Raw genomic sequence first — 24,655 nt, forward strand, 5'->3', positions numbered from 1 at the left:
TGGCATGACTGCTGCCGCTGCAGGCCTGTGCAGCGCCTGGGCAGCCAGCAGCCCTGCGGCAAAGGTGCAGGCAAAACAGAACAAGCGCTTTCGCGTGCTGATGGTGACCTACCGCGGCACCACCGATGTGGACCACGGCTTTCAGGCCAGCCTTCAAGATGCAGGCCTGAATGTGGAGTTCATACTGCGCGACGTCCAGCAGGATGTATCGCGTGTGGCAGACATCCTCAATGCGCTGCCAGACATTGCCCCCGACCTGATTTACACATGGGGCACCCCCGTCACACTGGCCATGGCTGGCACGGTGGAAAAACCCAATCCGCACCCGGCGCTGCGCAACATCCCCATTGTTTTTGCCCTGGTGGCTGATCCGCAGAAGGCAGGCCTGGTGCACTCGCTGGAAACGCCCGAGCGCAACCTCACCGGAGCCATCCATGTCGTGCCACTGCAGCGGCAGTTGCAGCATATGCGCAGCTACCGGGAATTCGACAAGCTGGGTGTGCTCTACAACCCTGCCGAGGCCAACTCACAGGCCATTGTGCAAAGCCTGCGCCAGTACGGTCAGGAGCATGGAAAGCAGATTCTGGCCCTTGGCGTATCCCCCTCTGCGCAAGAGCTTGAAGCGCAGATTGACCAGCTTCACCACAGCGGTGCGCAATGGCTGTACCTGCCGCCCGACACGTTTTTAGGCACCCTCTACCACCGCATCACACCACAGGCCATGGCGCGCGGGCTGCCGCTGTTTGCCTCGACCGAGCTGGCCATGCGCACCGGCAACGCCCTGACTGGCGTTGTCAGCCGCTACTACTCCGTGGGCCAGCTCGCGGGCGTCAAGGCCTCCGACCTGCTGCTGGGCAATAAAACGGTTCAGCAAACGCCTGTGGAGTCGCTCAAGCGCTTTTCTCTGATGGTCAATATGCAAATGGCGCAGCAGCTGGACATGTTTCCACCGCTGCCGCTGCTCAACTATGCAGAAGTGGTTGCAGGCACCTCCGCAGGAGCGCAGTCATGAACGTTGATACCTCTCTGCGCCCCCATCACCTTGCACAGCGCGAACTGACACCCGAAGACCTGCCCCAGGTGCTGGCCCTGCACCAGCTATGCACACAGGGGCTGAGCGATGACCTCGTTCGCAAAGAGACCATGGCATCGCTGCAAAGCCTGATGCAGCGCGGCCAGTTCATCGGTCTGTTCGACCAGCAGCAGCTCGTCGCCTACGGGGTGCTGCTCAACAACCTGCAGCCCCATGAACGACTGCCCGAGAGCATTGCGCCAGACTCACAGCGCCCGCAGTCACTGCTGTGCGGCATTTCCGTCGCCCCGGCATGGCGGGGGCACGGACTACAGCGGCGGCTGATCATGCAACGCCTGGCCATGGCGCCAGCAGATGCGCTGGTGTTTTCCACTGCCGCACCTGCCAACCGGTACAGCTGGAACAATCTGCTGGAATGCGGCTTTCATGTGCGCGCCATCACCGATCAATATGGCGGCCACACCCGCTTTCTCATGGTGGCCGAGCCCCTGCCTGCCTACGCCCTGTATCCCGACCTGTCCAAAGAGTTCCACGGGCAGGACCTCAAACGTCAGCAGGAAGCGCTGAGCGAGGGCTGGCGCGGTGCCCAGCCCGGGCACACCCCTGAATTCCTGCGCTACGTTCCCACGCGGCGAGGCAAAACTGCATGAGTTCACGCACGCAGATCGCGGCTTTGATGGCGCTGGGCATGGCCTTGCTACTGGCCACCCTTACTGCTTTGTGCTGGCAATTTGCCAACACGCAAAGCGCCCGCCTCGCCAGCGAGCGCAACCACTTTCTGCTGACCAGCCTGCGCCGCACGGCAGAAGACTTTCTGGCCACCGGAATGACGCCCGAGCAGATGCCCGCCATGCAGGATGTGATCGATCGCGAAAAAGCCAGCTTCACCCAGTTGCTGTCCATTGACTTGTTCACGCCATCTGGCCGCATTACCTACAGCACAGACGCCGGAGCGTTCAACGCGCAGGTGCCCGCTGACTGGGTAGAAAAGCTGGCCCAGTCTGGCGCCTGGGAAACGCTAGACCCCTTGCAAGACCAGCTGGGCATGCGCTTTGAAAACAATCTGGGCCGCGCAGCGGGCGGCATTGTTTTGACGCTGCAGCCCCAGGGCAGCAGCCAGTCTCTGGAGCAATGGCGGCAAACCGGCCTGCAACTGCTGCGCTGGATGGCTCTGGCCGCCATCAGTTGCGGCGCAGTGATGGTGCTGGGCCTGCACCAGCTGCGGCGCAGCCTCAGCCCCTATCAGCAGGTTCAAAGCATTCTGACCGGGGCTTTGGCCAGCGATGACGCTCACCCCGTCACTGATCTGCAGCAAAGCGCCGCACAGGCCGACATCACGCTGCACCAGCAAGCGGCGCAAGCCCGTAGCGCACTGCAGCAACTGCAGGATCTGGATCATGGCAGCTGACGCCGTGCCCCACACACCACGCAGCCTGCGCACCAGCCTGGCCATGCGCTGCGCGGCCGTCATGCTGATTGTGGGCATGGTCGCGGCCGCAGCCCTGCTGTGGGCATTGAATCACCACAACCAGCAACTGGCCCAGCAGGGCCAGCAAGCCATTGCCAGATCAGTGGCCCAGACGCTGGCAAGCCAGACGGCTCGGGCCATACGTCTGGGGATTCCGCTGCAGAAGCTGCAGGGCGTGGAAACCTATCTTCAGCAGACCATGGACAGCACGCCGCAACTGGCCTACCTGGCACTGACCGATACCAAGGATCAGCCACTGCAGGCGGTTTCACGCGGCAAGGCACTGCCCTTGATCAAGCTGCCGGTTGTGGTCAGAGGCCAGACCGTGGCCATGATTCATGCAGGCGCTGCCAGCACCAAGACGCAGGGCCTGCTGATGCCCGCGCTGGTCTGCATGGGAGCCGTGCTGCTGATGGCCTTCATGACAGGCTGGTGCATTCATGCCTGGCCCGCCAGCCGCCTGCAGCGCAGGCATGAATTACTGCTCAGCGCGCTGCATCAGGGGCAGACCTTGCCCGTTCAGGAAGGGCAGGCAAGCGATGCGCTGCAAGCCGCCTTGCAGGCACTGGCCATGCGGCAGCAGCGCAATCTGCAAGCACAGCAAGCCGTGGCGGACTACGCCGCCGAGCTTCACGCCGTGGATTTCGATCAAAAAATGCGTCAATCCATTGATGAAATTGCGCAAGCAACTATAAAAAACGGAGCAAATCAATGACTTTGCGGCTGCGCATCATCCTGATCGTGGCTGCGGGGCTGCTGCTGACCTCACTGGCCCTGCTGGGCTCTGGCTGGATTGCGCAGCAGTTGCAGCAAGAGCGCATTGCCCAGCTGGCACAGCAGGCTCAGTCATCCCTCTGGGAGCAAATTCTGGCGGCGGAAGAGCAGGACATGGATGCCGGGCTGGACAAGCTGGCCGCAATGCCTGCCTTTGTCAAAGCAGCGAAAGCTCTGGACAGCAATGCGCTGGACGGAAAGGCGCTGGAAAAAGCCCTGATTGCCCAGAACCTCTACCCCGGCGAAGACCAGCAGATTCAGCTCATCGCCGTGCTGCGCCCCGGGCGCGAGCCGTTCAGCCTGGGTCGCGCCGCCCCGCAGCCGCTGCTGGACAACAGCAGTCTGGAGCAGTTGTTCAGCGGCGAAGTCATCAACGGCCTGCGCCTTGGCAGCGGCAATATTGCAATGGTGATCTCGGCACGCCTGTTGGCGGTCGATGGCGAGCCCGTGGCCATCGTTGCAGGTCGCCATATCGGCGGCGCATTGCATCGTCTAGGGCAGCGCGGTGGCTTGCAGGCCAGCCTGATTGATCTGCGCGGCAGCCTGATAGCCACCACCAACGCCGACCTGTGGCAGCAGATAGAGCCGCGCATAGCACCGCGCCAGAGCCAGTATTTCGAAGCCGATATAGGCCAGCGAATTCACACCGTCACCAGCCACCAGGTACGCGATCTGGCCCAGCATGATGTGGGCTCTCTTGTGACCATCAAGGATCAGACCGAGCAGTCTCAGGCCAGCCGCTTTCTGAACCGCCTGACTGCAGGCGTGGCACTGGCGCTGATTGCCTGCGGGCTGCTGGGCCTGTCCTGGTATCTGCGCCATAGCTTCAAGCCCCTGGAGCAGGCCATTGCCGCCCTGCAGGCACTGGCAACGGGCAACACCGATGTGCTGCTGCACCATGCACGCAATGATGAAATTGGCCGCATTGCCAAGGCCGTCACCAGCTTTCGCAGCAGCGCCCGTGAACTGGCACGCACCCGCAGCCTGCACGACAGAGTGCGCCGCCGTCAGGAACAGCTGATTCACCAGCAACTGCAGCAACTGGCCGACGCCACCGACATGACCAGCCGCGAAGAAGTGCTGCAGCTGCTGCAAAGCGGCAGTGACGCGCAGAGCGCTGGGCCGGGCGAAGACAACCAGTTGCGCCAGTTGGCACTGGTGATGTCCGACCTCACGCGGCGCATCGTCGATCAGCACCAGCGCCTGTCCAGCATGGTGGTGGAACTGCGCGAAGCACTGGTCACCAAAACCCGGCTGGCGGGCCTGCAGCAAGAGCTGCAGATCGCCGCCGAAGTGCAGCGCAGCATCCTGCCCCAGCAAATGCCCGAAGACCCGCGCCTTCAGATGCATTGCCACATCACACCGGCACGCGAGGTGGGAGGCGACTTCTACGACTATTTCATGCTGGACGATGAGCACCTGGGCATGGTGGTGGCCGATGTGTCCGGCAAAGGCATTCCCGCCGCACTGTTCATGGCCATCACGCGCACGCTGCTCAAGTCCACCGCGGCGTTTGTGACGGCCCCCAGCCCCTGTATCCGCAGGCTCAACGACCTGCTGGCGGCTGAGAACGAGCAGATGATGTTTGTCACCGTGTTCTACGGCGTGCTTCACCTGCCCAGCGGCCAGTTGCGCTATGTGAACGCCGGGCACAACCCGCCTTATCTGCTGAGCGCCAGCAACCAGGTTCAGACACTGGCCCGCACCGGTGGTGTTGCCGTGGCGGTGAGCGAAGAGTTTCCCTATCAGGAAGCGGTGCTGCAGCTGCACCCGGGCGACCGCCTGTTCCTGTTTACCGATGGCGTGACCGAGGCCTTCAACGCCGAGCAGCAGGAGTATGGCGACAAGCGGCTTGTCAGCACACTGCAATCGGCCGCCGCACATTGCCAGCAGCCCGAAGAGCTGAACCGCGTGGTGCTGCAAAGCGTGCGTGACTTTGAAGACGGCGCACCACAGGCCGATGACATCACCTGCGTCAGCCTGCGTTACTGCGGTCCGTAACCCCCATCAGCAGGCAATTCCAGCCGCCCATTCGCTGGTATTCAAAGCGCTGCAGATAGTGGCGCATCAGCCGCAGGCCATGCCCGCCAGCTTCCGCCTCATCAAGACTGTCCACCAGCGCGGCAGAGGCCTTGGCCGTGGGGTCAAACGCCTCACCGTTATCGGCAATGCACAGGGCTGGGCCGTCATCCATCAGGCCCAGCGAGAGCCAGATCTGCAGCGGCTCACCAGCAGGCACCATGGCGTGGGTTGCGATATTGGTCAGCGCCTCATCGGCAGACAGGCTGAGCGCAAAGACCTGCTTCATGGCCCATTGCTGCTGTTCGCCCACCGCCTCCAGCCAGGCAAGGATGTCGGCAATGGCTTCGCAGCTTGCAGGCATCTGCCGCTGCTCCAGCAAGTGAAGCGCAGGCCACGGCAATGACGGGTGATGGGGTTGCACCATGGGATGAAATTCAGTGGGCAAAGTGAAGCTGCAGGCCAGAAGGCTGACCCGATTGCGCATCATAGGTACTCACTCTATCCGCAATATGTCGCAGCAGCTGCGAGGAGACCTGGGACAGCGCGGCTTCGAAATCTGCATCATCAGCTTCCAGCAGCTCCTCGGGCGACAAGGCTTTGCTGCTGCCCTTGGCCGCCAGCGGCAGGGCTGCGCCACTGTGCAGCAACTCCAGATCGAAATTGAATTCGTCAAAGCTGCCGCGAATTTCCATGAGCTTGCGACCCGCCGCCTCTATGCCCTCTGCTGCTTCCAGCGCCGCAAGCGCTGCACGCTGCACCACATCACGGCGTGCGCCCCAGGCCGCACCCTGCATTTCTACAAAGCTGGTGATGTCCTGATGCAGATTGCCGCTGCCGCCGGCGGTCAGATCGAGATGCGCCTTGCGCGAGGTTCCCAGGCGAAACAGCAGATTCAGCGCAATGACCAGCAAGCCCGCCACCACCAGTGCGTTGCCAAACAGCGAACGCCAGTAGGCAGGCACCGAATTCATCATCTGCGGCATGGCCATGACGGCAATGCCCGCACTCATGGCCAGGCCCACGGCAAAGGTGGAGCGGCTATCCATGGCGCGTGAGGCAATCAGCTCCATGCCCGCGACGATCAGAAACGCCGAGGCATACAGCTCCACCGCGCCCAGCACGGGCACGGGTATCTGCATCAGGCTGACGGTGATCTTGGGCACAAATGCGGCCAGCGCCAGCACCACTGCAGTCACCAGACCGATGATGCGCGACGTGGCATGGGTTGCATGGGCCAGCGCGATATTGGTGGAGCAAGTGCAGGTCGGAAACCCGCCAAACATGCCTGCCACAAAATCGCCCAGCGCATGGGCACGCATGCCGCCCGATACGGCGGGCATATTGATGCGGCGCCAGTCAGCGTCTTCCAGCTTGTCCATCATGCTGACGTTGCCCAGCGTGTCCAGCTGGGTCAGCATGGCAATCAGGCCAATGGCCACCAGCGTACCCACATCCCCCTGAAAGCTGGGCATATGCAGCGCGGGCAGTTGCAGCCAGGCGGCCGCGCCTATGGCCTGCGCCCCTTGAAGCTGGCCCAGCCATGCAGACACCAGCAAACCCGCAGCAATACCCAGCAGCAAGGCCATCAGGCTCAAGCGCTTGCCACCCCAGACCGAGGCAACCACGATGGTCAGCAGGGTGCAGGCCGCCACCGCCGCGCTTTCACCATGGATCTGCCACTGCGCATTCAGCCCCAGCGAATGGCGCACCGCGCTCTCCACCAGCGCCAGCCCACCCATGGCCACCACCACACCCACCACGATGGTGGGAAACACCGAACGCATTCGCGTGACCAGCGGCGCCAGCCCCAGCGTAATGGCGCAATACACCAGCGCAATCAAGGGCATTCCGCCAGGCCCGAAAGCTGCCAGCGTGGTCGCCACAAAGGAAATGACAAAGGGGTTGGGTACATGGGATAGCAGAAACCCGCTACCCCAGCGCCCGCCCCAGGCCTGCAGTGCCGTGCAGATCGCCATGCCAATCAGGGTCATGGCCAGCATGCTCTGCGTCCCCTCGGCATCCAGCCCCGCAGCCCGTGTGGCAACCAGTACATAGGACAGAAAGGCAATCGCCGTGGCACTGTGCTGCGCAGCCAGCAGCAGCAATGTGCCCAGCGGCGGGCGCTCGTCAGCCCCATAGATCAGCGCAGGGGAACGTCGTCGAACCACGGAAGGAGGAAAACGAAGAGTGGGCATAACTACAATGCAGCTGAAGTGCCCTGCAATGACATAAGCATTCACTGCGGGCCTGTTATTCTCGAAAAGTTCGTCCAGATTTCATCACAAGTGCTCTCTATGACTATTGCAATCGAGCCCTCAGAAAAAGCCCAGATCATCAGCCTGCAAGGCCAGGTGAACAGCTCCAACGCGGCCACGGTCGAAAGCGAAGTGCTTGCCGTAGTTCAGGGCGGCGCCAAAAACGTCCTGCTCAATATGACGGAGCTGAGCTACATCTCCAGCGCAGGCCTGCGCGTGGTGCTGGTGCTGGCCAAGCGCCTGAAGCAGGCTGGCGGCAAGCTGGTCATCTACGGCATGCAGCCCCATGTGCGCGAAGTGTTCGACATCAGCGGCTTTCTGGCCATCCTGAACGTTGCCGCCAGCCGCAGCGAGGCGCTGGAACAGTTTTAACCACGGTCGCGCTGTAGCGGCCCATAGCGCCGCCCTGTGTGCGGCCAGTGATCTTCATGGGTGAATTTGATCTGATCCGCCGCTATTTCCAGCGGCCTGTGCAACGCGCTGCGCTGGGCGTGGGCGACGACTGCGCACTGCTGGCCCCGGCACCCGGCATGCAGCTGGCCATCTCCAGCGACATGCTGGTGGAAGGCCGCCACTTCTTTCCCGACGTCAACCCGCGTCTGCTGGGCCACAAGGCTCTGGCTGTCAACCTCAGCGATCTGGCCGCCAGCGGCGCCAGGCCCCTGGCCTTCACACTGGCCCTGTCGCTGCCGCGTGCCGATGAAGCCTGGATCAGCGAATTTGCGCAGGGCATGTTCGCCCTTGCTGATGCGCATGAATGCGAGCTGATCGGTGGCGACACCACGGGCGGCCCTCTCAATATCTGCATCACCGTGTTTGGCGAAGTGCCTGCCGGACAAGCCCTGCTGCGTAGCGGTGCACGCGCAGGCGATGAAATCTGGGTCAGTGGTCAGCTGGGCGATGCGCGCCTGGCGCTGGAAGCTATGCTGGGCCATGTGTCACTGCCCGCCGACTTGCTGCGGCAAACACGCCAGCGGCTGGAAGCCCCCTCCCCGCGTGTGGCACTGGGCCTGGCCCTGCGCGGCATTGCCAGCAGCGCACTGGATGTAAGCGATGGTCTGCTGGGCGACCTGGGCCATATTCTGGAGCTGTCTCATGCAGGCGCCACGGTGGACAGCCGCCTTACTATGCCTTTGATAGCTGCCAGTGCATATCCATCAAGCGCTGCATGGCAGTTAGATGCAAAACTCCAGCAGCTGTGCACGCTGGCGGGCGGCGATGATTACGAGCTGTGCTTTACCGCACCCGCCGCACGTCATGCCGATGTGCTGGCCGCCGCTCTGGCCAGCCACACACCTGTGCACTGCATTGGCCGCATCGATGCACAGCCAGGCCTGCGCGTGCTGGGGCCCGATGGTGCGCTGATGCCCAACGACTGGAAGTCTTTCGACCACTTCGGCGCCTGACCCCCCGCACAGAGGCAGCCAGGCGACTGGGTTAAGCTCAAACTCTGTTCACCAGAGACGAAAGCTGCCCACCATGCACCCTCGCCGCCTTCTGCCTGCACACTGCACCCCACTGCTGCTGGCCAGTCTTGCTGCAGCACTGCCAGCGCTGGCAGCGGCAGACAGCACCCGCCTCAGCGTCTCGGGCAGCCGCGCTCCCATCACGGAAGTGACGCTTTACCCCGGCATTGCCGCCGTGCAGCGCGAAGCGCGCATTGAAGCCCAGACGCGCCAGCTCAGCTTTGAATGCCTGCCTGCCAGCGTGGATGCGCAAAGCCTGCAGATCACCAGCGACGAAGGCGTGCGCATCGGTGAAATCAAAACACTGATGCAGGCCCGCCACATGGCCAAAGACTGCGCCAGCCCGCTGCATCAGCAGATACGCACACTGGAAGACCAGCTGGCCGCCATCGAAGCCGAAGAAAACGCCGCCAAGCTGGTGGGCGAGTTTCTGCAAGGCGTCAGCAAACCGGGCGATGAAGCCAGAATCAGCGCCGCGCAGATTGCCAGCACCAGTCAGGCCCTGCGCCAAAGCAGCCGCGACAACAGCGTGCGCACCCACCAGATTCAGCGCCAGAAGCAAGACCTGCTGACCCAGCTGCAGCCCCTGCGCGAGGACCGCGACCGCACAGGAGCGCAGCAGGCGCAGGTGATGAAAGTCACCGTTCAGCTGGCCAGCGCACGCGCGGCCAATGTGCGGCTGAGCTACCAGGTGCGCGGCCCCAGTTGGCAGCCCAGCTACCGCGCCCAGCTGAGCACCGTCAAAAGCCAGGTGCAGCTGGAACGTCAGGCCCTGGTCGTGCAAGCCAGTGGCGAGGACTGGAGCAATGTAAGCCTGCGCCTGTCCACAGGCCAGCCCACCCGCAGCACACAGGGCGCACTGCCACGCCCATGGGTGGTCGATGTTGTCCAGCCCCACCCGCCCATGGCGCCCGCCCCCGCACCTCTGGCTCGCGCAAGCAGAACTGTTGAAAAAAAGATGAACGCGGAGATTGCCATGGCCCCCGCGCTACCGGAACTGGATGTCTCCAGCATCGATACCGCCTACGCCACGCAGTTTGTCGTGCCCTACAAGATCACCGTGCCCTCCAGTTCGGAGCGCATCACCCTGTCACTGGGTCAGGAGCGGCTGGGCACCAGCCTGCTCACCCGCACAGCCCCCGCCATGGAAGAGGCTGCCTATCTGATTGCCACGCTGCAAGCGCCGCCCGGCATCTGGCCCGCAGGCCCGGTCACGCTGTTTCGCGATGACGCACTGGTTGGCACCGGGCGGCTGGACTTTGGCAATGCACAGGCGCTGGCCCAGGGCCTGTCTTTTGGCCGCGATGACAAGGTCGTTGTGCGCCGCCTGCCTGCACAAAACAACACTGGCAGCAGCGGCTGGGCCAGCAGCAAGACGGAGCGCACCATCGTGCGCAGCTACGCCGTGGAAAACCGCCATGACAGCGCCATTGCCCTGCAGGTGCTGGATGCATCGCCCACCTCCAGCAACGAGCAGATCAAGGTGCAATCGCAGTTCAGCCCCACGCCCAGCACCACCCGCTGGAATGCGCAAAACGGCATGATCGCCTGGGAGCAAAACCTGGGCGCAGGCGCCACCGCACAATTCCAGGCCACGCACCAGATTCGCTTCCCGGAAAACCTGCCCATTCAGGGGCTGCAGTAAACCGCCACGCGTATCATTGAGCCATGACGGATTCGGAACAAAACAACGCTGTAGCGCTTGAAAATAAAGCGCTTTCAGCTATCAATAACAAAGCAAAAGGCACCGCAGCGGCGGGCAGCATCGCCCACCCCAGCGTGAAATTCATGCTGCAGCACCCCGCGCACATGATTGCACTGGGCTTTGGCTCGGGCCTGCCTCGCATTGCGCCCGGCACCGTGGGCACACTCTGGGCCTGGCTGGCCTTTCTGGTGCTGCAGCTGTGGCTGGATAAAACGCAGATCGGCTGGCTCATCGCTGCCAGCATTCCCATAGGCTGGTGGGCCTGCACCGTCACCGCCCAGCACATGCGCGTGGCCGACCCCGGCCACATCGTCTGGGATGAAGTCGTTGCCATGTGGATCATTCTGTGGCTGTGCATGCCCATGGGCTTCTGGGGCCAGTTGGTGTGCTTTGCGCTGTTTCGCTTCTTCGACGCAGCCAAGCCCCAGCCCATCAAATGGGCCGACCAGTTATTCAAAGGCTTTGGCCCGCGCGGCGGCTGGGGCATCATGTGGGATGACCTGGTGGCGGCCTTCTGCTCGCTGATGGTGATCGCGCTGTATAAGCATTTTGTAACCCCCTGAGTCGCTTCGCGCCTTCCCCCAAGGGGGGACGACGGCCTCGCTGCGAGGCGGCTCTTGCTCGCCGCCTCTGACCTCACACACGCGACGATGCACACGCTGCAAGGAACACCCATGATGTCCACAGAGCCGCACAACATTGAAGAACTGGTCAAACAACTGGCGGCCAAGCTGATGGAAAAAGGCTGGATGCTGGCCACCGCCGAAAGCTGCACCGGCGGCATGATCGCCGCAGCCTGCACTGATCTGGCAGGCTCCAGCCAATGGTTTGACCGCGGCTTTGTAACCTACTCCAACGAAGCCAAAACCGAAATGCTGGGCGTGCCCGCTGAGTTAATTGCCAAGCACGGCGCCGTCAGCGAAGAAGTCGTGCGCGCCATGGCCGAAGGCGCGATTCGCCACTCACGCGCTCAGGTCAGCATTGCGGTGACGGGGATTGCCGGGCCTGGGGGCGGATCGAAGGAAAAGCCTGTGGGGACGGTTTGGGTGGGGTGGTGTGTGGATGGCAACACCCTCACCAACTGTCTGCACCTGGATGGAGGGCGAGCAACCATACGCACAAGCACCCTGACCAACGCTTTGCAATATTTGCTGCATCGCATCTAAGCGATGCACAGCCTCAGAACACCAGTTCTGGATGAACCCCACAGGTCATCCTTGCACCCACTTCCGTCTGTGCCAGGTCAATGCCCAGGGCTTTGAGCAACACATTGATCAGTGGGTCCAGCAACGGCGACAGCAACCCTTGAATAATGCCCTGCACCAGGGCCAGCAGGCTGCCAAGAATGCCCTTGATCGCGTTGAAAAGCGCCTGAAGTCCACCCGGGCTTGCACGAGGATCCGGTGACAGCGTCTGCAGTGCATTCAGACTGTTCACCGTATCCGAAAGACTTCCAATAATGTTCTGGGCCGACATGGCTTGCCACAGCGGATCCTCATCCAGTCTAGGAGGATTGGAGAACGTAAATTGAGGATTGGTATTAGCAGCCACAGGCGTATTCACCAGAACCCCGAGACCTCCAAAATACTGCGGCGTGCGCTTGCCAAAGCCATCGCACCCAATGCAATCGAGCCGCAATATCGGCAATGGTGACATTTGAACCGGCGCCCTGGTTCCAAAAGCCTGAGCCTTGGCTGCAGCCAGCGAATCACCTAGTCGCCCCAGCCGAATATCAGCAAGCGCAGTGCGCGTGTTGGTGACCAGTTTCTTGCTCCCCGTGTTGCAATCGTAGTCCGTGACATAAGACTGCCCTCCACCAACATCCAGACTCAAGTCAATTCTGGTTGGCGATGGAAGAATCGTCATGTCGGCATAGCCATCCACATTGCCCAGCAGCACATTGAGCAACGCAATCGCAGGAGACAGCGGCTTCAGCAAAGCATCCACCGTCTGGAATAGCCCGCCAAGAACAGGGGCCTCAATCGACACCAGAACCCGCACCTGCGCTGTACGCACATAGATGCGATTGGGCCCCAAGGGGTCAATCTTTGCCAGTTGCGGATCACCCACGGCAGATAGCTGAGGAGGCTCAATGACCTTGAGAAACACATTCAGGTTCACCAGCCCTGGAATAGGCACAGCAACAGCCCCCGCCAGCGCACTATTGCCATTGCCGACCTGAATCGCGCCCTGCACCAGGTCAAAGACATTCAGGCCAAGGTCTAATGCCGACGAATCCAGCCCAGTCTGCAAATTCAGAAGCTGAGACAGCTTGAGCGTCAAGGCGGGAACACCTAAAGCCGCTGTCACCAACTGATTCAACGCCTGCACCGCCACATTGGCAGTGTTGCCGCCTTGCTGAACAGCATCAACCATCGCCTGCAGCAATACGCCCACCGAGACATCGGCATTCACCAGTTGGTCGTAATTACCCACATTGACGCCCACACGGGGAGCCAGAAAATCCAGGAACTGCAGCAGATTGATCTGCGTGTTCACCAACCCGTTCCAGCCCACCGCGTCAAGGCTGAGGTTCGAGCCAAGCAAGCCTCCCAGAACAGCATTGAGAATGGGAGAGTTTTTCGAATCCACCTTGAGCAGCGTTGTGCGAATGGACAGCGCTGCCGCAGGCTGAGGACGCCATGCAACCGCTTGGGCCTCCACCGTTCTGGAGGAATTGCCAGAGGTCTGCCACACAAAAAGAAATGGGACTGCACGCGTCATCCGCACCCGGCTTGCATTGAAAGGGTCTTGGCCCGCTACAAACATATCGCTGGCGGTAGTGCCTGCACGAGACTTGCTCCAGTTACCGCATTCCGCATTCACTTCACTGGTCAGGGCCCCATTGCGCACTGCATTCTGCTGAGCACTCGGGCCGCACTCCTGCCGCGTTGTAACGGAAGCCCCCGCCAGCGCCGCCAAATCCGCGATCTTCTGCAATTCCCGCTTTTGCCAGAACACATTGCCAATATCAATGGTGGCCAGGCAAATCACCGCCACCATCAGCCATAGCGCGCCCAGCGTCGCCACAGAGCCGGACTGGCGATGGATGCGTTTGCGGCTCAAGCCCTTTGCAAAAGACTGCATGCAGATACACCTTCAGACAGCGACTGTGGCGCTTTAGCGGCCACCGCCGGATTTGTTGCCGACCTGCGTTTCCGAGCTTTCGGGAATCTTGTGGGTGAAGCTTTCCAAGTAGCGCTGATAGGTGCGCTGCGCCACGTCGCTGGTCACGGGGTAGTTGTTGCGCGATGCGTACTGGCCGCTGGCCTGCAGCGCCAGCAGGTAGCTGGTGGCATCACCCACGCGGTTGGTGGCGGGCGGGTTGAGCGTGGCTTGCGTTGGCGCGGGCGTCTGCGTGACTGCGGCGGAAGCTGGTGCGGTAGCGGGTGCAGGCGTTGCGGCAGTGCCTTGGGGCACTGAAACATTGGTGACCTTGCCGCTTGCGCCCGCATTGCTTGCGGGGCTGCTGCTCTGTGCCACCGCGGCAGTGCTCAGCACCAGCATCATGATGACGGCCATCATTGCCTTGGTTTGCGTGGCGGTGGAAATTCGGGTGTTTTTCATAAAAATTCCTTGAGGTTCACGCAAGCAGATCAGGGCCAGACACGCTCTGAGGCCGTGGCTTTGAATGCGGTGGCAGGTTTGCTGTCTTCCACATCCGGGGTTTCAAAAAACAGGCCGCCAGCAGCGGCAGATCGCGGCAGCATGGCTTGCACCTGCTTGTTGCCTGCTGCGGCCCCTACCTGGCGTACCGCAGCGGGGCTTGCGACAGCCATCACGACAGCCCCCTCCTGCAGAGAGCGCGCAGGCCCTGTGGGCTGGCGTGGCACTGCAGCAGGAGGCGCGGGTTCTACGCGCTGCACGGGAACGGCCTGCACCGGTGCGGGCTGAACTCGCTCCACAGGCTCCTGCTTCACAACAACGGCTTTACGCGCTGGTGCAACTGGTGCGGGCTCTGCCGCCTTGGCTGCGGAAGCCATTGGCATCGTTTCCAGCGGCACCTGCTTTGCTACAGATACAGGAGCTTCTTGCGTAAGCTGAATACTGGGTTGAGGCAGCTTATTCTGCAAATCAGGCTGAGGTTTCCCGGCCTCTGCCCTTGGCACAGCTCGCGGCTGAACGGAGGCCACAGCCGGGGCCGTCAATGAGGGCTGCGGGGCTTCGACAACCGCAACCGCAGCGGGCGCCGGTGCAACAGGCGCCGCATAGGCATAGCTGGAAGAAACGCTGGGGGCGAACTGCCCAGGAAAACGCGGGCGGGCAGAGTCAAAGCTGCTGCCAGACACCATCCACTGACCGCCACCGGCTGCCCTCTCCACATTCTGCGGCAGCGCAGGCGGCGACAAAGTGACGGGCTGCGGAAGTGGCGCTGCGACGGCGACTTCTGCTGCAGGTTTTGGCGCAGATTCAGCGACGAGCGCTGCAACAGGTGTTGCTGCAGATGCCTGCACCGCAGCAAGGGCTGGCGCCTTGGCCACCTCAGGCTCTGGCGCGGGCTTTTGAGCTGCGGGGGCTGGCTTTGCAGGCTCAGGCTCTGCCTGCGCAGCAGGGGTTTCCGCCTTGGCCACTGATGCCTGAGGCGCTGCACTGGCACGAGACACGTTCACCACCTTGCCCGTGGCCTGGGGGGCCGGCTCGGCAGCCGCCTGCCTCGATTTTTGCTGCCACTGCGCGGCCTGCTCTCTGATGGCCTGCTGGGTCTGGGCATCCATCTTGCGCTGACGCATGAAATTCTCGGCCTCCGCACTCTGGCCGCTGACCATCATGAACAGGCCCAGATTCACATTGGCCTGTGCATCTTCAGGATTGAGCTGTGCCGCCTGCATCAATGGAAGGCGCGCCGCATTGAGGTCACCTGCACGCAGATAGGCATAGCCCAGATCGCTGAGCAGCCGTGGATCTACAGGGTTGGAGACACGGGCCTGCTCCATCTGCTGCGCGGCTCTGGGAAAGTCACCCAGCTCTGCCGCCACACGGCCCAGCCCATAACGTGCAGCGCCATCCTTGGCACTGCCCAGAAGCCCCTGATAAATGGGCACTGCCGCATTGAGCTGGCCGACCTGGCGCAGCGCATCCGCACGCAGCAGGCGCGAATCGCTGGAGGCGCCCCATTGCTTGTCCAGCGCATCGAGGTGAGCGATGGAGGCGTACCACAGCGACTTGCTCTGCATCTGGCGCACCAGCGCCAGATAGGTTTCCTGAGTGTTGACGACGGGGTCTTTTTCCAGCGGCATTTCCGCAGCAGCCTTGGCCGCTGGCGACAGCACTGGCTGGTTCTGTCCCATCAATGAACCCATGCCGGAGCAACCCGAAAGCATGGAGACGGCCAATGCGGCCAGCGGCAGCATGCGAGATGGCTTGTTTTTCATTTTGTCATCGCTCCCAACGCGCGGATCACGGCCAGAAAGCCGGGCCCCGCCGTAATGATGATCAGGGCTGGAAGCAGGGTCACCACCATGACGCCTGTCATCTTCACCGAGATCTTCCCTATCAGCTCTTTCATCTTGGCCTTGCGCTGTTCACGCAGGCGCTCGCCAAACACGCGCAAAGGCTCCTGCACGGCGCCACCGTATTTGTCGATCTGCGTCATCAGAGAGGTCAGTGCAACCAGGTTTTCGTTCTGATAGATCTCGCTCATGCGACCAAACGAGCGCTCCCGCGTGCCGCCCCGGCTGTATTGCAGATTGGCCAGCTGAATCTCCCGCGAAAGCACGGGCATGACGTTGCCAAAATCCTGACCAATCACCTGCAGCGTCTGATCCAGACTCATGCCGGTGCCCTGCAGCAGGCCCAGCAGGTCAATCAGCAAAGGCAGCTCCTTGGCCACGCTGGCACGGCGACGCGAAGCCACGCTGCGCAGCACCCATTTGGGCAGCAAAAAGCCAATCGTGAATGCTGCAAACAGCCACAGCAAAAACTGTTTGCTGCCGGAAAAAACCATTGCGGCCAGCACAGGCAACACCAGCGCACACACACAGCGGGCCACCAGGTATTGCAGCTGCGCACGCGGGGTTCCCCAGCCGCATTTGCCCAGCAAGGCACGGTCTTCATCAGCCACCAGTGCTTTGCCGAATGAGGTGTTCAGCCAGTGCACAGGTGCTTCTTCTTCCCCGCTGAAACTGCGCAGCAAATCCACGGGCTTGATGGGTGCAGGGCGGTTTGCAGCCCCTGCCTGACCTGCGCCAGCGCGATCCAGCGCAGACTGCAGCACCTGGCTGCTGCGCTCGCGGCGCTGGTGCGCATAGGCAATGATGCCGGCAGCAATCAGCGCTGCCAGTGCCAGCAGAGCCACGCTGATGAGCAATAGAAGGCGTGAGGTATCCATTACTCAGCCCCCTCATCGAGTTTCGACATGCGGTACAGCAGCACCACGCCCACCATCTGCAGCGCGGCAGCGGCCCAGATGATGTTGCGCCCGCTGGGGTCTTCCCACATGCGCAAAAAGTATCCTGCGTTGAACGAGATGATGAGGCCGCACACCGCGATGGGCAGCAGACTTAGCACCCAGGCCGACATGCGTGTTTCCGCCGTCATGGCAGACAGATCCTGCTCGGCCTGCTCACGGTCGCGCATGAAGTTGGCGACGCGCTCCATCAGCACATCCACACGCCCGCCATAGCGCACGCTGATGCGCAGAATGGCCGCCAGCAGATGCAGCTCATCCAGCCGCGTCTGCTTGGCCACGTGGGCTACGGCGTTTTCCAGATCCATGCCTGCGCGGGTCAGGCTGGCAGCGCGCTCCATCACCGGTTGCAGCGGCGCCTTGCTGCTGGCCGCAGCCAGCTGAAACGCAGCCTGCACCGCATTACCCAGCGTGACCAGGCGCACCATATTGTCCAGAAAGCCTGGCAACTGGCGCGAGAGCTGGCGGCGATATTTCTGCGCCCGTGTCATCAGCAAAAAGAAGAAAGCAATGCTCAGCACCACCACGGCTGCGCTGGCGGCCAGCCAGCCAGCGGTGAAGCCTACCACCAGAAACACCAGCGCAATCGCACCCAGCCCGCCATAGAACAGCTTGTCGCTGACCGTACCGACCAGGAACGCTGGCACGGGCAAGCCCGCTTTTTTCCCTTCAGAAAGCAGCGCATCGGCCACCGAGGTATCAAAGGCAGATCCAGCGGGGTCGCGCACATTGAAGCCTGCTGCCGCCGCAGCGCTTTTTTCCAGGCTTTGCTGCAAGTGGTCGGCCATCTTGCGCGTTTGCTGCTGCTTTCCAGCAAACACCCACAGGGCCACAGCGCCCGCTGCCAGCAGCAGGGCCAGGCTCAGCATCAGAAATGCGTTGCTAGCCATGGCGAGCCCCCGCAGGGCCGCCCGCGTGCTGCAACACCGAGCGAAAGCGTGCCAGCTTGGGGGTGTGCGGCGTGATGCCCATGGTGCTCCAGCGCTCCAGGTCTTCCCCGTTGGGCTGCGGCAGCAACTCGTGGCGATACAGCTCCTGCGTGGCAATCACGCTGTCGATGATGCCGGTGACTTCCGTAATCGATGTGATGCGCCGCTTGCCATTGGGCAGGCGGCTGATCTGCACGATAAAGTCCAGCGCATTGGCGATCTGGCGGCGCAGGCTGACTTCGCTGCCTTGAAAGCCTGCAAAGCCCGCCAGCATCTCCATACGGTGCAGGCATTCGCGGGCCGAGCTGGCGTGAATCGTGGCCATCGAACCATCGTGGCCGGTGTTCATGGCCTGCAACATTTCCAGCACTTCTGCGCCACGCACTTCCCCCACAACAATGCGGTCCGGGCGCATGCGCAGGCTGTTGCGCAGCAGGTCACGAATGGAAACCACACCCGCGCCTTCAAAGCCACCGGGGCGGCTTTCCATGCGCACCACATGGGGGTGCGGCAGGGTCAGCTCAGCCGTGTCTTCAATCGTGACCACGCGCTCATTGGGCGGGATGAATCCCGCAATGGCGTTGAGCATGGAAGTCTTGCCGCAGCTGGTGCCGCCGCTAATGAGGATATTGCAGCGCTCACGCACCGCCAGCTCCAGCAAGCGGGCCATGCCCTCGTCCATGGTGCCGAACTCGACCAGGTCCTGCACGCGCAGCGGGTCATTGCGGAACTTGCGGATGGACACTGCCGGGCCATCCAGTGACAGCGGCTCAATCACCACATTGATACGGCCCCCATCGGGCAGACGCGCATCCACCATGGGCGTGGATTCGTCCAGCCGACGCCCCAACGGCGAGATGATGCGACGCACGATGCGCAGCACATGGGCGTTGTCGGTGAAGTGCATGGTCTCCTGCTGCAGCACCCCCTTGCGCGAGACAAATACACGCTGATAGCCGTTGATCAGAATGTCTTCTACTTCGGGGTCGGCCATCAGGTCATCCAGCGGTCCCAGTCCCGACAGCTCCTTGTTCAGCGCCTGTGCAATCCACTGCACTTCCTCGTCATTGACGGGAAAGCGCTGCTGGCGCACAAACTGCTCCAGCTCCTGCTGCACAAACTGGCGCACACGCCCTGCAGACCACTTGGCAAAGATGGAGCCCAACTCTTCCACGCGTGTGAGCAAATGCTCGTGCGCTACGTTTTTGATGAGCAGCAGCTGCTTGGAATCAGAAAAATCGTTGCTCTTCTCGGCAAAAACAATATCCATGCTCATTCGCCTCTCCTCAGGCGCTTGGCCCACTGACTCAGAATTCCAGGTGCCGGGGCTGCAGGGGCCGGGCCCGCCATGGGCTCGCCCAGCAATGCACGCGCCATGGTGCGCACCGATGTAACGTAGGGGTCTCCGCGCAAGGTCTGCGACAGCAGCTGCCCTGAGCTGGCCGCCGCAAGCAGCGCTGTGCCGCGGTCTGGCACCACATGCAAAAGCTCCAGCCCCAGACGTTGCGCCACTTCCTTGGCTGGCAAACCCGCCTGAGCGTTGAAGCGGTTGAGCACCAGCTTGAGCGAGCTGCGCTCAATGCCTTTGGACTCCAGCTCGCGAATCATCTGAGCGGTAGAAACAATGCCGCCCAGTGACTGATCGCACACCACCCACGCCTGGCCACATTCACGCAGCACCGGCGCCAGAAAATCCGCCTGCACCATGCCGCCCAGATCAATGACCTGGGCCTTGAGCAAAGCCTTGAAAGTACGAATCACATTGGCCGCCGCCGTAGGGCTGACTTCCCGCAGCAGGCTCAGATCAGCGGGCCAGGCCAATGCCGCCGCGCCTGTGAAGTGCTTTTCCACCGCCGAGTCCAGCAGCGTTGCATCCAGACGGCGCAAGTTCTGAACCGCATCCACAAAGCTATAGCTGCCCGCGACGTCCAGATACAGCAGCCCATCGCGGGCTGGCAGCCCAAGATCGAGCAGCGCCGCATGTGCAGCCTCTTCAGGCGGCAGTTGGCTCGCACCGGCCTTGCGCGCAACCTGATGGCGACGCACCGCACCGCGTACATCATGGGCCTGCATCTCCTGCAGCATGACGGCCAGATGCACTGCCAGCGTTGTCACCCCCATACCCACGCGCCCGCCCAGCAAGGGGATGGCAACGCTGGTGTCTTCCACAGAAACAGCCGCAGGCACTGGTGCGGCAGCAGGTGCTGCTGGGGCATACAACTGCCGCTTGAACGCAGTGCGTGCATCGGCTTCGCTGGCATCCCAGTTCACAAATTCCGTCACCCCGCAGCGCAAGGCGGCGAGCATGGATGCGGCGTCCACCGCAGAGCCAGCGCCCATCAGCACAACGCCGGGCCAGCCGCTACGCAGATCGGCCGCCAGCAGCGCCGCTGCCTCTGTCGCAGGTGCAGAGAAATCCACCATCACCACGCCCAGACCAGACTCCGAGAGATGCGGCTCCAGGTGCAGCATGTCGAGAGCAACGGGGACTACTTCAGCTTCATCGCCCAAAGCACCTGCCAGCCAGAAGGCATGGGCCGATGACTGGGTCAGCAGCAGAACGCGCACAGATCCGCCAGAGCTATCCGTCTGTGCAGCTTTCAGATGAGAAGAATCCATGCGCATGGTCATACCTCATGGCCTTTCTCAACGCGAGAATCCTGGTGCCACGCTGCGGGACAAACCACCCGCCAGCCACGGCCCCCAGACAGTGCCGTTGCGCTGTTCTGTACGGCCTGGCAGCAAGGGTTCCACATCCACATCACGCGCCAGCGGTTTGACCAAGCGGGGCGTGACAACGATGGCAATTTCCTTTTCTTTCTGGCTGTATTCCTGCTGCTTGAACAGCACGCCCAGAATCGGGATATCGCCCAGCAGCGGTACCTTGTTCGTGTTGGAAGATGTTGTGCGGCTCACCAGCCCACCAATCACAAAGCTCTCGCCGTCACCCAGCTCTACCGTCGTATCAGCGCGGCGCGTAGAAATAGATGGCACGGATGCGCCATTGAGCGTCAGTACATTGGCATAGTCCAGCTCGCTGGCCTCAGGCGCAACCTTCAGCACAATGCGGTCGTTTGACAGCACCGTCGGCGAAACAGTCAAGCCAATACCGTATGGCTTGTACTGAATCGCCACCATGCCTGTACCTGCAGGCACAGGAACAGGCACTTCGCCCCCCGACAGGAAGTTGGCGCTCTGCCCGGACAGTGCCACCAGCGTAGGGGCAGCCAGCACGCGCGCCAGACCGTTGCCTTCCAGCATGCCCAGATTGAGACCAATGCCCGCTTTGTCAAACTGCATCAGCAGATTGAACGCCGCACTCATGGGTGACGTCGTTGCATTAGCGCCGAAGCCGCCACTGGTAGTGGTAGTTGTGCCGGTGCTGGAGTTGGAGCTGCTATCAACCTTGTAAGCGCCCTTGCTCAAAATTCCAAAGCTAAAGCCGTGACTGTTGGCAGCCGTGCTGAACAGGTTGATGCCAACGTTTTTCATCAGCGTCTTGTTGAACTCCACCACCTTCACATCAACCTGCACCACATTGCTTTTGAGCTGCACGCTGGACAGATCCACGGTCTTGATCTTGTCGCCAGACTGCGCATTCGCCAGCTCGTTAGAGAACTGCTGCTCAATCAGGCTGCTGGATTTGGCGGTGCGCAGCTCCACACGCTGCTGCACATTGAGCCAGTAGGTCTTGGGGTGAGCCTCGCCACGCGGCCAGACCATAAAGCTGGTCGCACCAGGCTTGAGCGGGTTGAGCAAAATCTTGGCCGCCTGGCCCTTGCCTACGCGCTTGATATGCACACCTGCCACCGTGTCGTCGCCAATGGCAATGCGCTCCACGCCCGCAGGCAGGTTCAGCTCATGCTGGGCGCCCATGACCAGCTTGATCTCCGTCGCGCCGCTGGGTTGAGACGCTACATTTTCCGAAGCAGAAGCCGTATTACTTGTCTGCGCTACGGCGCCAAAAAGCATCAGAGAAACACCGCAAGCCACCGGCAGTTTCAGCACAGAGATTGCGCGGCCAGAGATAGAGAACATCTTGTTTTTCATATCAGTACCGCACGGTTTGGCTGTTAGCGCCGCGCACAAATTCCACGGCCAGAGAAGAGTCAGAAGATGCGGTACGCACCCGAGGGGCGGCTGGCTTTGCAGTGCCTGCATTCATGGGCGCAGCAGGCCTTGCACCCAGATTGCTGCGATTGACGCCCGTGGCACCTGCCAGGCTGCTCATGGCTACACCAGCCTGCGCAGCATCAGCGCCTTCAAGCGGTGTATTGGCAACCGCCCCCTTGGGCAGCGATACCGCCAGCACGCCGGGCAGTGGCGAGAACTTTTCCATATCCGGCTCGCTGGTGTCTGCAGGGTTGCGCAGCGCCAGCAGCAGACTGCCATTGCTGCCACCCAGTGCAAGGCGGCTGACCTCTGCCACAGGCACAGACAGCACCGCAGTGCGAGCACTTTCAGGACTATTGGCCTGCTGCTTGCCATCCGCCTTGTCCTGCTGGCTGGTCAAAGCATCCACCGATGCCGCACCATAGGCCAGCACACGCTTGCGCGACAGCAACAAACGCGCCTGGCTCTGGTCAATCTCATTGCCATCGCGGCGCAGCACAAAGAACACATCGACAAAATCACCGGGACGAATGCGGTTGCCCGCGCCCACGCTTTCATCGACCTTGACTGCAACGGCACGCTCACCTTCTGGCACCTTCAGCGCCAAACCAGTCACCAATTGGCCTTTCAAAATCGGAGCGCCTTGGGGAATATCGACAGCGGGGACTGAACCGACAGCCGCAGGTACATCGTCATACGCCCCATCGGGGCGAGCCGTCAGACCCGCCATTTGCAGGTCTTCAGCCTTGAGCGCCTGACCAGCCACCAAAGCCTTCGCAGCCACCACTACATTGATCGTGGAGGCTGGCTGGCCTTCACCCGCTGCAATCTGCGCCTGGGGGTCTGCCGACTTGGGCGCTTTGGCCAGCATCCACCCATAAACACCTAAAGCCAGCGCTATGGCCAGCAATGTCCCAACTGCTATTTTTGCGATATTGACCATCTCGCTCTCCCTTCCTGATACCAAGCTTTTTTCAACCTGGCTTTATTAATATTTATTCAGTCCAGCAAACTAATCTGTGCAACCGCCTGGCCTTGTAAAAGACTGGGGGTGGGCAAGCTCATTAACGGCCCTAGTAACTTTGGTACTAGTGGCGCTTTGTCGTAGTCATAGGTCACTAGCACCTTGATACAAGTGACTCCGTTTAAAGCAGAGCACAAGGTGTTATCCGCAGTAACCACTGTTTTTGTCGTACCAGTTGCACAAGAGCCAGACGTACCTGCCTGTCCTGAACCTGTTTTCATCAACCATGCCAGCACTTGATTGGACATATCACATGCAGCAGCAATACGGGCATTTTGTCGATCCACTTCATTGCTTCCACTTTGATAGCGAACAGCCGCCCGGGCACCTTCTGCTGCTGCCAAAGTAATAGTTTGCTGCGCAGCAAAAATTAATCCATAAGTCACTACGGCATAAAAAATAATAAAAAATATAGGAAAGATGATGGCAAATTCAATGGCTGCTGCGCCTTTTTGTTTTATTTGAATTTTCATACATCCTCCTTTCATTGATTTTTATAAAATCCTAAAACAATCACTGTTGCCACACTCAAGTAAGTAACATAGGGAATAAATTTTGTATTTCCTGCTTCTGTTCCATCTTTCATGGATGAAGTCGTCACAAAGAAATATTTCAGAGCACTACGAGAAAAAAGACCATGAGCTATCGCAAACAGACAACTCAATGCCCAGATTGGTAACAACAGCTTCCAACCAACCCATAGACCCAATACGACTGCGAACTTGACGTCTCCCGCCCCCATCATTTTCATTTTATAAAAAATTAATAATACAAAAAATGCGATTGCGGCACCAAAAAACGAATCAACAATTTTAATATTTAATGGATGCGAATTGGGATAGACTGAAATAGATAAAATCGCAATCAATCCACCCAATATCGCAAGCCAGTTAAAAAATTTTCTATACGTAACATCGATCGCTCCCGCCACGCACAGAAAAATCAAAAATAACAACATGACTTTGGTTATTTTGCGCCCTGCAAAGAGGCCAAAACCAATCCAAAAATTCTCTTCAATTCTGAGCCAACACTGGTCAGCGTTGCCAAAATACCAACCGCAATCAACCCCGCAATCAGCCCATACTCAATAGCCGTTGCACCTTCTTCATCGCGCCAGAATTTAACGATTTGGTCTTTCATGGTCAGCTCCTTCAACAGTCAGGTTTAAGAATCGCTGTGGCTGCTTTTCGACCACCGCGGAACTGATCTTACGGACACAGATACAATTTGAAATATTTGAAATAACTATCAACAACAAGTGCAAATAGCCAATCTCTAGATCTTTTTTAAGAAATGCCGGCACTCACTAAAAATAATTCATTTGAAAACAATGACTTACATTTCAACTTGATTAGTGAATCATTTTTCAAGACTCATTTCACGCTCATCACTGCTCTTTGGTTTACAGAATAATCATTCTTTTCCTACACGTTAATGGAATTTGTCCTACAGGCATAAAT

The 24,655-nt window shown here is 60.5% G+C and carries 24 protein-coding genes; 10 read left to right on the plus strand and 14 right to left on the minus strand.

The window, feature by feature from the left end; all coding sequences use genetic code 11:
• Positions 1–100: 100 nt before the first annotated feature.
• From JDW18_RS20520 to JDW18_RS20540, 5 genes are read left to right on the plus strand one after another with little or no spacing between them, the layout of a single operon-like run.
• Complete coding sequence (locus JDW18_RS20520; protein WP_425514819.1) at positions 101–1,012, plus strand: ABC transporter substrate-binding protein; 912 nt, start codon at positions 101–103, stop codon at positions 1,010–1,012.
• On the plus strand, positions 1,009–1,683 hold the full coding sequence (locus JDW18_RS20525; protein ID WP_218241448.1) for a GNAT family N-acetyltransferase: 675 nt from the start codon (positions 1,009–1,011) through the stop codon (positions 1,681–1,683). Before JDW18_RS20520 ends, JDW18_RS20525 begins: the two co-directional genes overlap by 4 nt.
• Positions 1,680–2,441 (plus strand): hypothetical protein, encoded by a 762-nt coding sequence (locus JDW18_RS20530; protein ID WP_218241449.1) that lies wholly within the window; start codon positions 1,680–1,682, stop codon positions 2,439–2,441. Before JDW18_RS20525 ends, JDW18_RS20530 begins: the two co-directional genes overlap by 4 nt.
• The gene (locus JDW18_RS20535) at positions 2,431–3,216 is read left to right on the plus strand and encodes a hypothetical protein (RefSeq protein ID WP_218241450.1); all 786 of its coding nucleotides are present in this window, start codon (positions 2,431–2,433) and stop codon (positions 3,214–3,216) included. The genes JDW18_RS20530 and JDW18_RS20535 overlap by 11 nt, the downstream gene beginning before the upstream one ends.
• Complete coding sequence (locus JDW18_RS20540) at positions 3,213–5,276, plus strand: PP2C family protein-serine/threonine phosphatase (RefSeq protein WP_218241451.1); 2,064 nt, start codon at positions 3,213–3,215, stop codon at positions 5,274–5,276. The genes JDW18_RS20535 and JDW18_RS20540 overlap by 4 nt, the downstream gene beginning before the upstream one ends.
• Here JDW18_RS20540 and JDW18_RS20545 read toward each other — a convergent pair.
• Both JDW18_RS20545 and JDW18_RS20550 read right to left on the minus strand, forming a co-directional pair.
• Complete coding sequence (locus JDW18_RS20545) at positions 5,251–5,658, minus strand: ATP-binding protein (RefSeq protein ID WP_218241452.1); 408 nt, start codon at positions 5,656–5,658, stop codon at positions 5,251–5,253. The genes JDW18_RS20540 and JDW18_RS20545 overlap by 26 nt on opposite strands.
• A gap of 73 nt (positions 5,659–5,731) precedes the next feature.
• Positions 5,732–7,492, minus strand: a complete 1,761-nt coding sequence (locus JDW18_RS20550; protein WP_218241453.1) for a solute carrier family 23 protein — start codon at positions 7,490–7,492, stop codon at positions 5,732–5,734.
• A gap of 99 nt (positions 7,493–7,591) precedes the next feature.
• On the opposite strand from JDW18_RS20550, the gene JDW18_RS20555 reads away from it, so the two are divergent.
• The 5 genes from JDW18_RS20555 to JDW18_RS20575 all read left to right on the plus strand — a co-directional run bounded on the left by JDW18_RS20555 (position 7,592) and on the right by JDW18_RS20575 (position 11,889).
• Positions 7,592–7,924 (plus strand): STAS domain-containing protein, encoded by a 333-nt coding sequence (locus tag JDW18_RS20555; RefSeq protein WP_218241454.1) that lies wholly within the window; start codon positions 7,592–7,594, stop codon positions 7,922–7,924.
• Between the two features lie 56 nt (positions 7,925–7,980).
• Complete coding sequence (gene thiL, locus JDW18_RS20560) at positions 7,981–8,958, plus strand: thiamine-phosphate kinase (protein WP_218241455.1); 978 nt, start codon at positions 7,981–7,983, stop codon at positions 8,956–8,958.
• A 73-nt stretch (positions 8,959–9,031) separates the two neighbouring features.
• Positions 9,032–10,663, plus strand: a complete 1,632-nt coding sequence (locus JDW18_RS20565) for a DUF4139 domain-containing protein (protein ID WP_218241456.1) — start codon at positions 9,032–9,034, stop codon at positions 10,661–10,663.
• A gap of 23 nt (positions 10,664–10,686) precedes the next feature.
• Positions 10,687–11,286, plus strand: a complete 600-nt coding sequence (locus JDW18_RS20570) for a phosphatidylglycerophosphatase A family protein (protein ID WP_218241457.1) — start codon at positions 10,687–10,689, stop codon at positions 11,284–11,286.
• 114 nt (positions 11,287–11,400) lie between these two features.
• On the plus strand, positions 11,401–11,889 hold the full coding sequence (locus JDW18_RS20575) for a CinA family protein (protein WP_218244007.1): 489 nt from the start codon (positions 11,401–11,403) through the stop codon (positions 11,887–11,889).
• A gap of 13 nt (positions 11,890–11,902) precedes the next feature.
• Here JDW18_RS20575 and JDW18_RS20580 read toward each other — a convergent pair whose 3' ends face one another.
• From JDW18_RS20580 to JDW18_RS20635, 12 genes are read right to left on the minus strand one after another with little or no spacing between them, the layout of a single operon-like run.
• Positions 11,903–13,810, minus strand: a complete 1,908-nt coding sequence (locus JDW18_RS20580; protein WP_218241458.1) for a pilus assembly protein TadG-related protein — start codon at positions 13,808–13,810, stop codon at positions 11,903–11,905.
• 33 nt (positions 13,811–13,843) lie between these two features.
• A complete protein-coding gene (locus tag JDW18_RS20585) occupies positions 13,844–14,290 on the minus strand; it encodes a DUF3613 domain-containing protein (protein ID WP_246610129.1) in 447 nt (148 codons plus the stop codon).
• 29 nt (positions 14,291–14,319) lie between these two features.
• The gene (locus tag JDW18_RS20590) at positions 14,320–16,095 is read right to left on the minus strand and encodes a tetratricopeptide repeat protein (protein ID WP_218241459.1); all 1,776 of its coding nucleotides are present in this window, start codon (positions 16,093–16,095) and stop codon (positions 14,320–14,322) included.
• The gene (locus JDW18_RS20595) at positions 16,092–17,051 is read right to left on the minus strand and encodes a type II secretion system F family protein (RefSeq protein WP_218241460.1); all 960 of its coding nucleotides are present in this window, start codon (positions 17,049–17,051) and stop codon (positions 16,092–16,094) included. The genes JDW18_RS20590 and JDW18_RS20595 overlap by 4 nt, the downstream gene beginning before the upstream one ends.
• The gene (locus JDW18_RS20600; RefSeq protein ID WP_218241461.1) at positions 17,051–18,019 is read right to left on the minus strand and encodes a type II secretion system F family protein; all 969 of its coding nucleotides are present in this window, start codon (positions 18,017–18,019) and stop codon (positions 17,051–17,053) included. Before JDW18_RS20600 ends, JDW18_RS20595 begins: the two co-directional genes overlap by 1 nt.
• Positions 18,012–19,334, minus strand: coding sequence for a TadA family conjugal transfer-associated ATPase (locus JDW18_RS20605; RefSeq protein WP_218241462.1), 1,323 nt, complete (start codon positions 19,332–19,334; stop codon positions 18,012–18,014). Before JDW18_RS20605 ends, JDW18_RS20600 begins: the two co-directional genes overlap by 8 nt.
• A complete protein-coding gene (locus JDW18_RS20610) occupies positions 19,331–20,677 on the minus strand; it encodes a CpaE/TadZ family protein (RefSeq protein WP_246610131.1) in 1,347 nt (448 codons plus the stop codon). The genes JDW18_RS20605 and JDW18_RS20610 overlap by 4 nt, the downstream gene beginning before the upstream one ends.
• 27 nt (positions 20,678–20,704) lie before the next feature.
• Positions 20,705–22,096, minus strand: a complete 1,392-nt coding sequence (locus JDW18_RS20615; protein ID WP_246610133.1) for a type II and III secretion system protein family protein — start codon at positions 22,094–22,096, stop codon at positions 20,705–20,707.
• Positions 22,097–22,109: 13 nt separating this feature from the next.
• Complete coding sequence (cpaB, locus tag JDW18_RS20620) at positions 22,110–23,114, minus strand: Flp pilus assembly protein CpaB (protein ID WP_218241465.1); 1,005 nt, start codon at positions 23,112–23,114, stop codon at positions 22,110–22,112.
• Between the two features lie 56 nt (positions 23,115–23,170).
• Complete coding sequence (locus tag JDW18_RS20625; RefSeq protein ID WP_246610135.1) at positions 23,171–23,668, minus strand: TadE/TadG family type IV pilus assembly protein; 498 nt, start codon at positions 23,666–23,668, stop codon at positions 23,171–23,173.
• An 11-nt stretch (positions 23,669–23,679) separates the two neighbouring features.
• A complete protein-coding gene (locus JDW18_RS20630; RefSeq protein WP_218241466.1) occupies positions 23,680–24,153 on the minus strand; it encodes an A24 family peptidase in 474 nt (157 codons plus the stop codon).
• Positions 24,154–24,161: 8 nt separating this feature from the next.
• Positions 24,162–24,335, minus strand: coding sequence for a Flp family type IVb pilin (locus JDW18_RS20635; RefSeq protein WP_218241467.1), 174 nt, complete (start codon positions 24,333–24,335; stop codon positions 24,162–24,164).
• Positions 24,336–24,655: the final 320 nt, after the last annotated feature.

Source organism: Comamonas fluminis (genome assembly GCF_019186805.1).
GTDB lineage: Bacteria > Pseudomonadota > Gammaproteobacteria > Burkholderiales > Burkholderiaceae_C > Comamonas > Comamonas fluminis.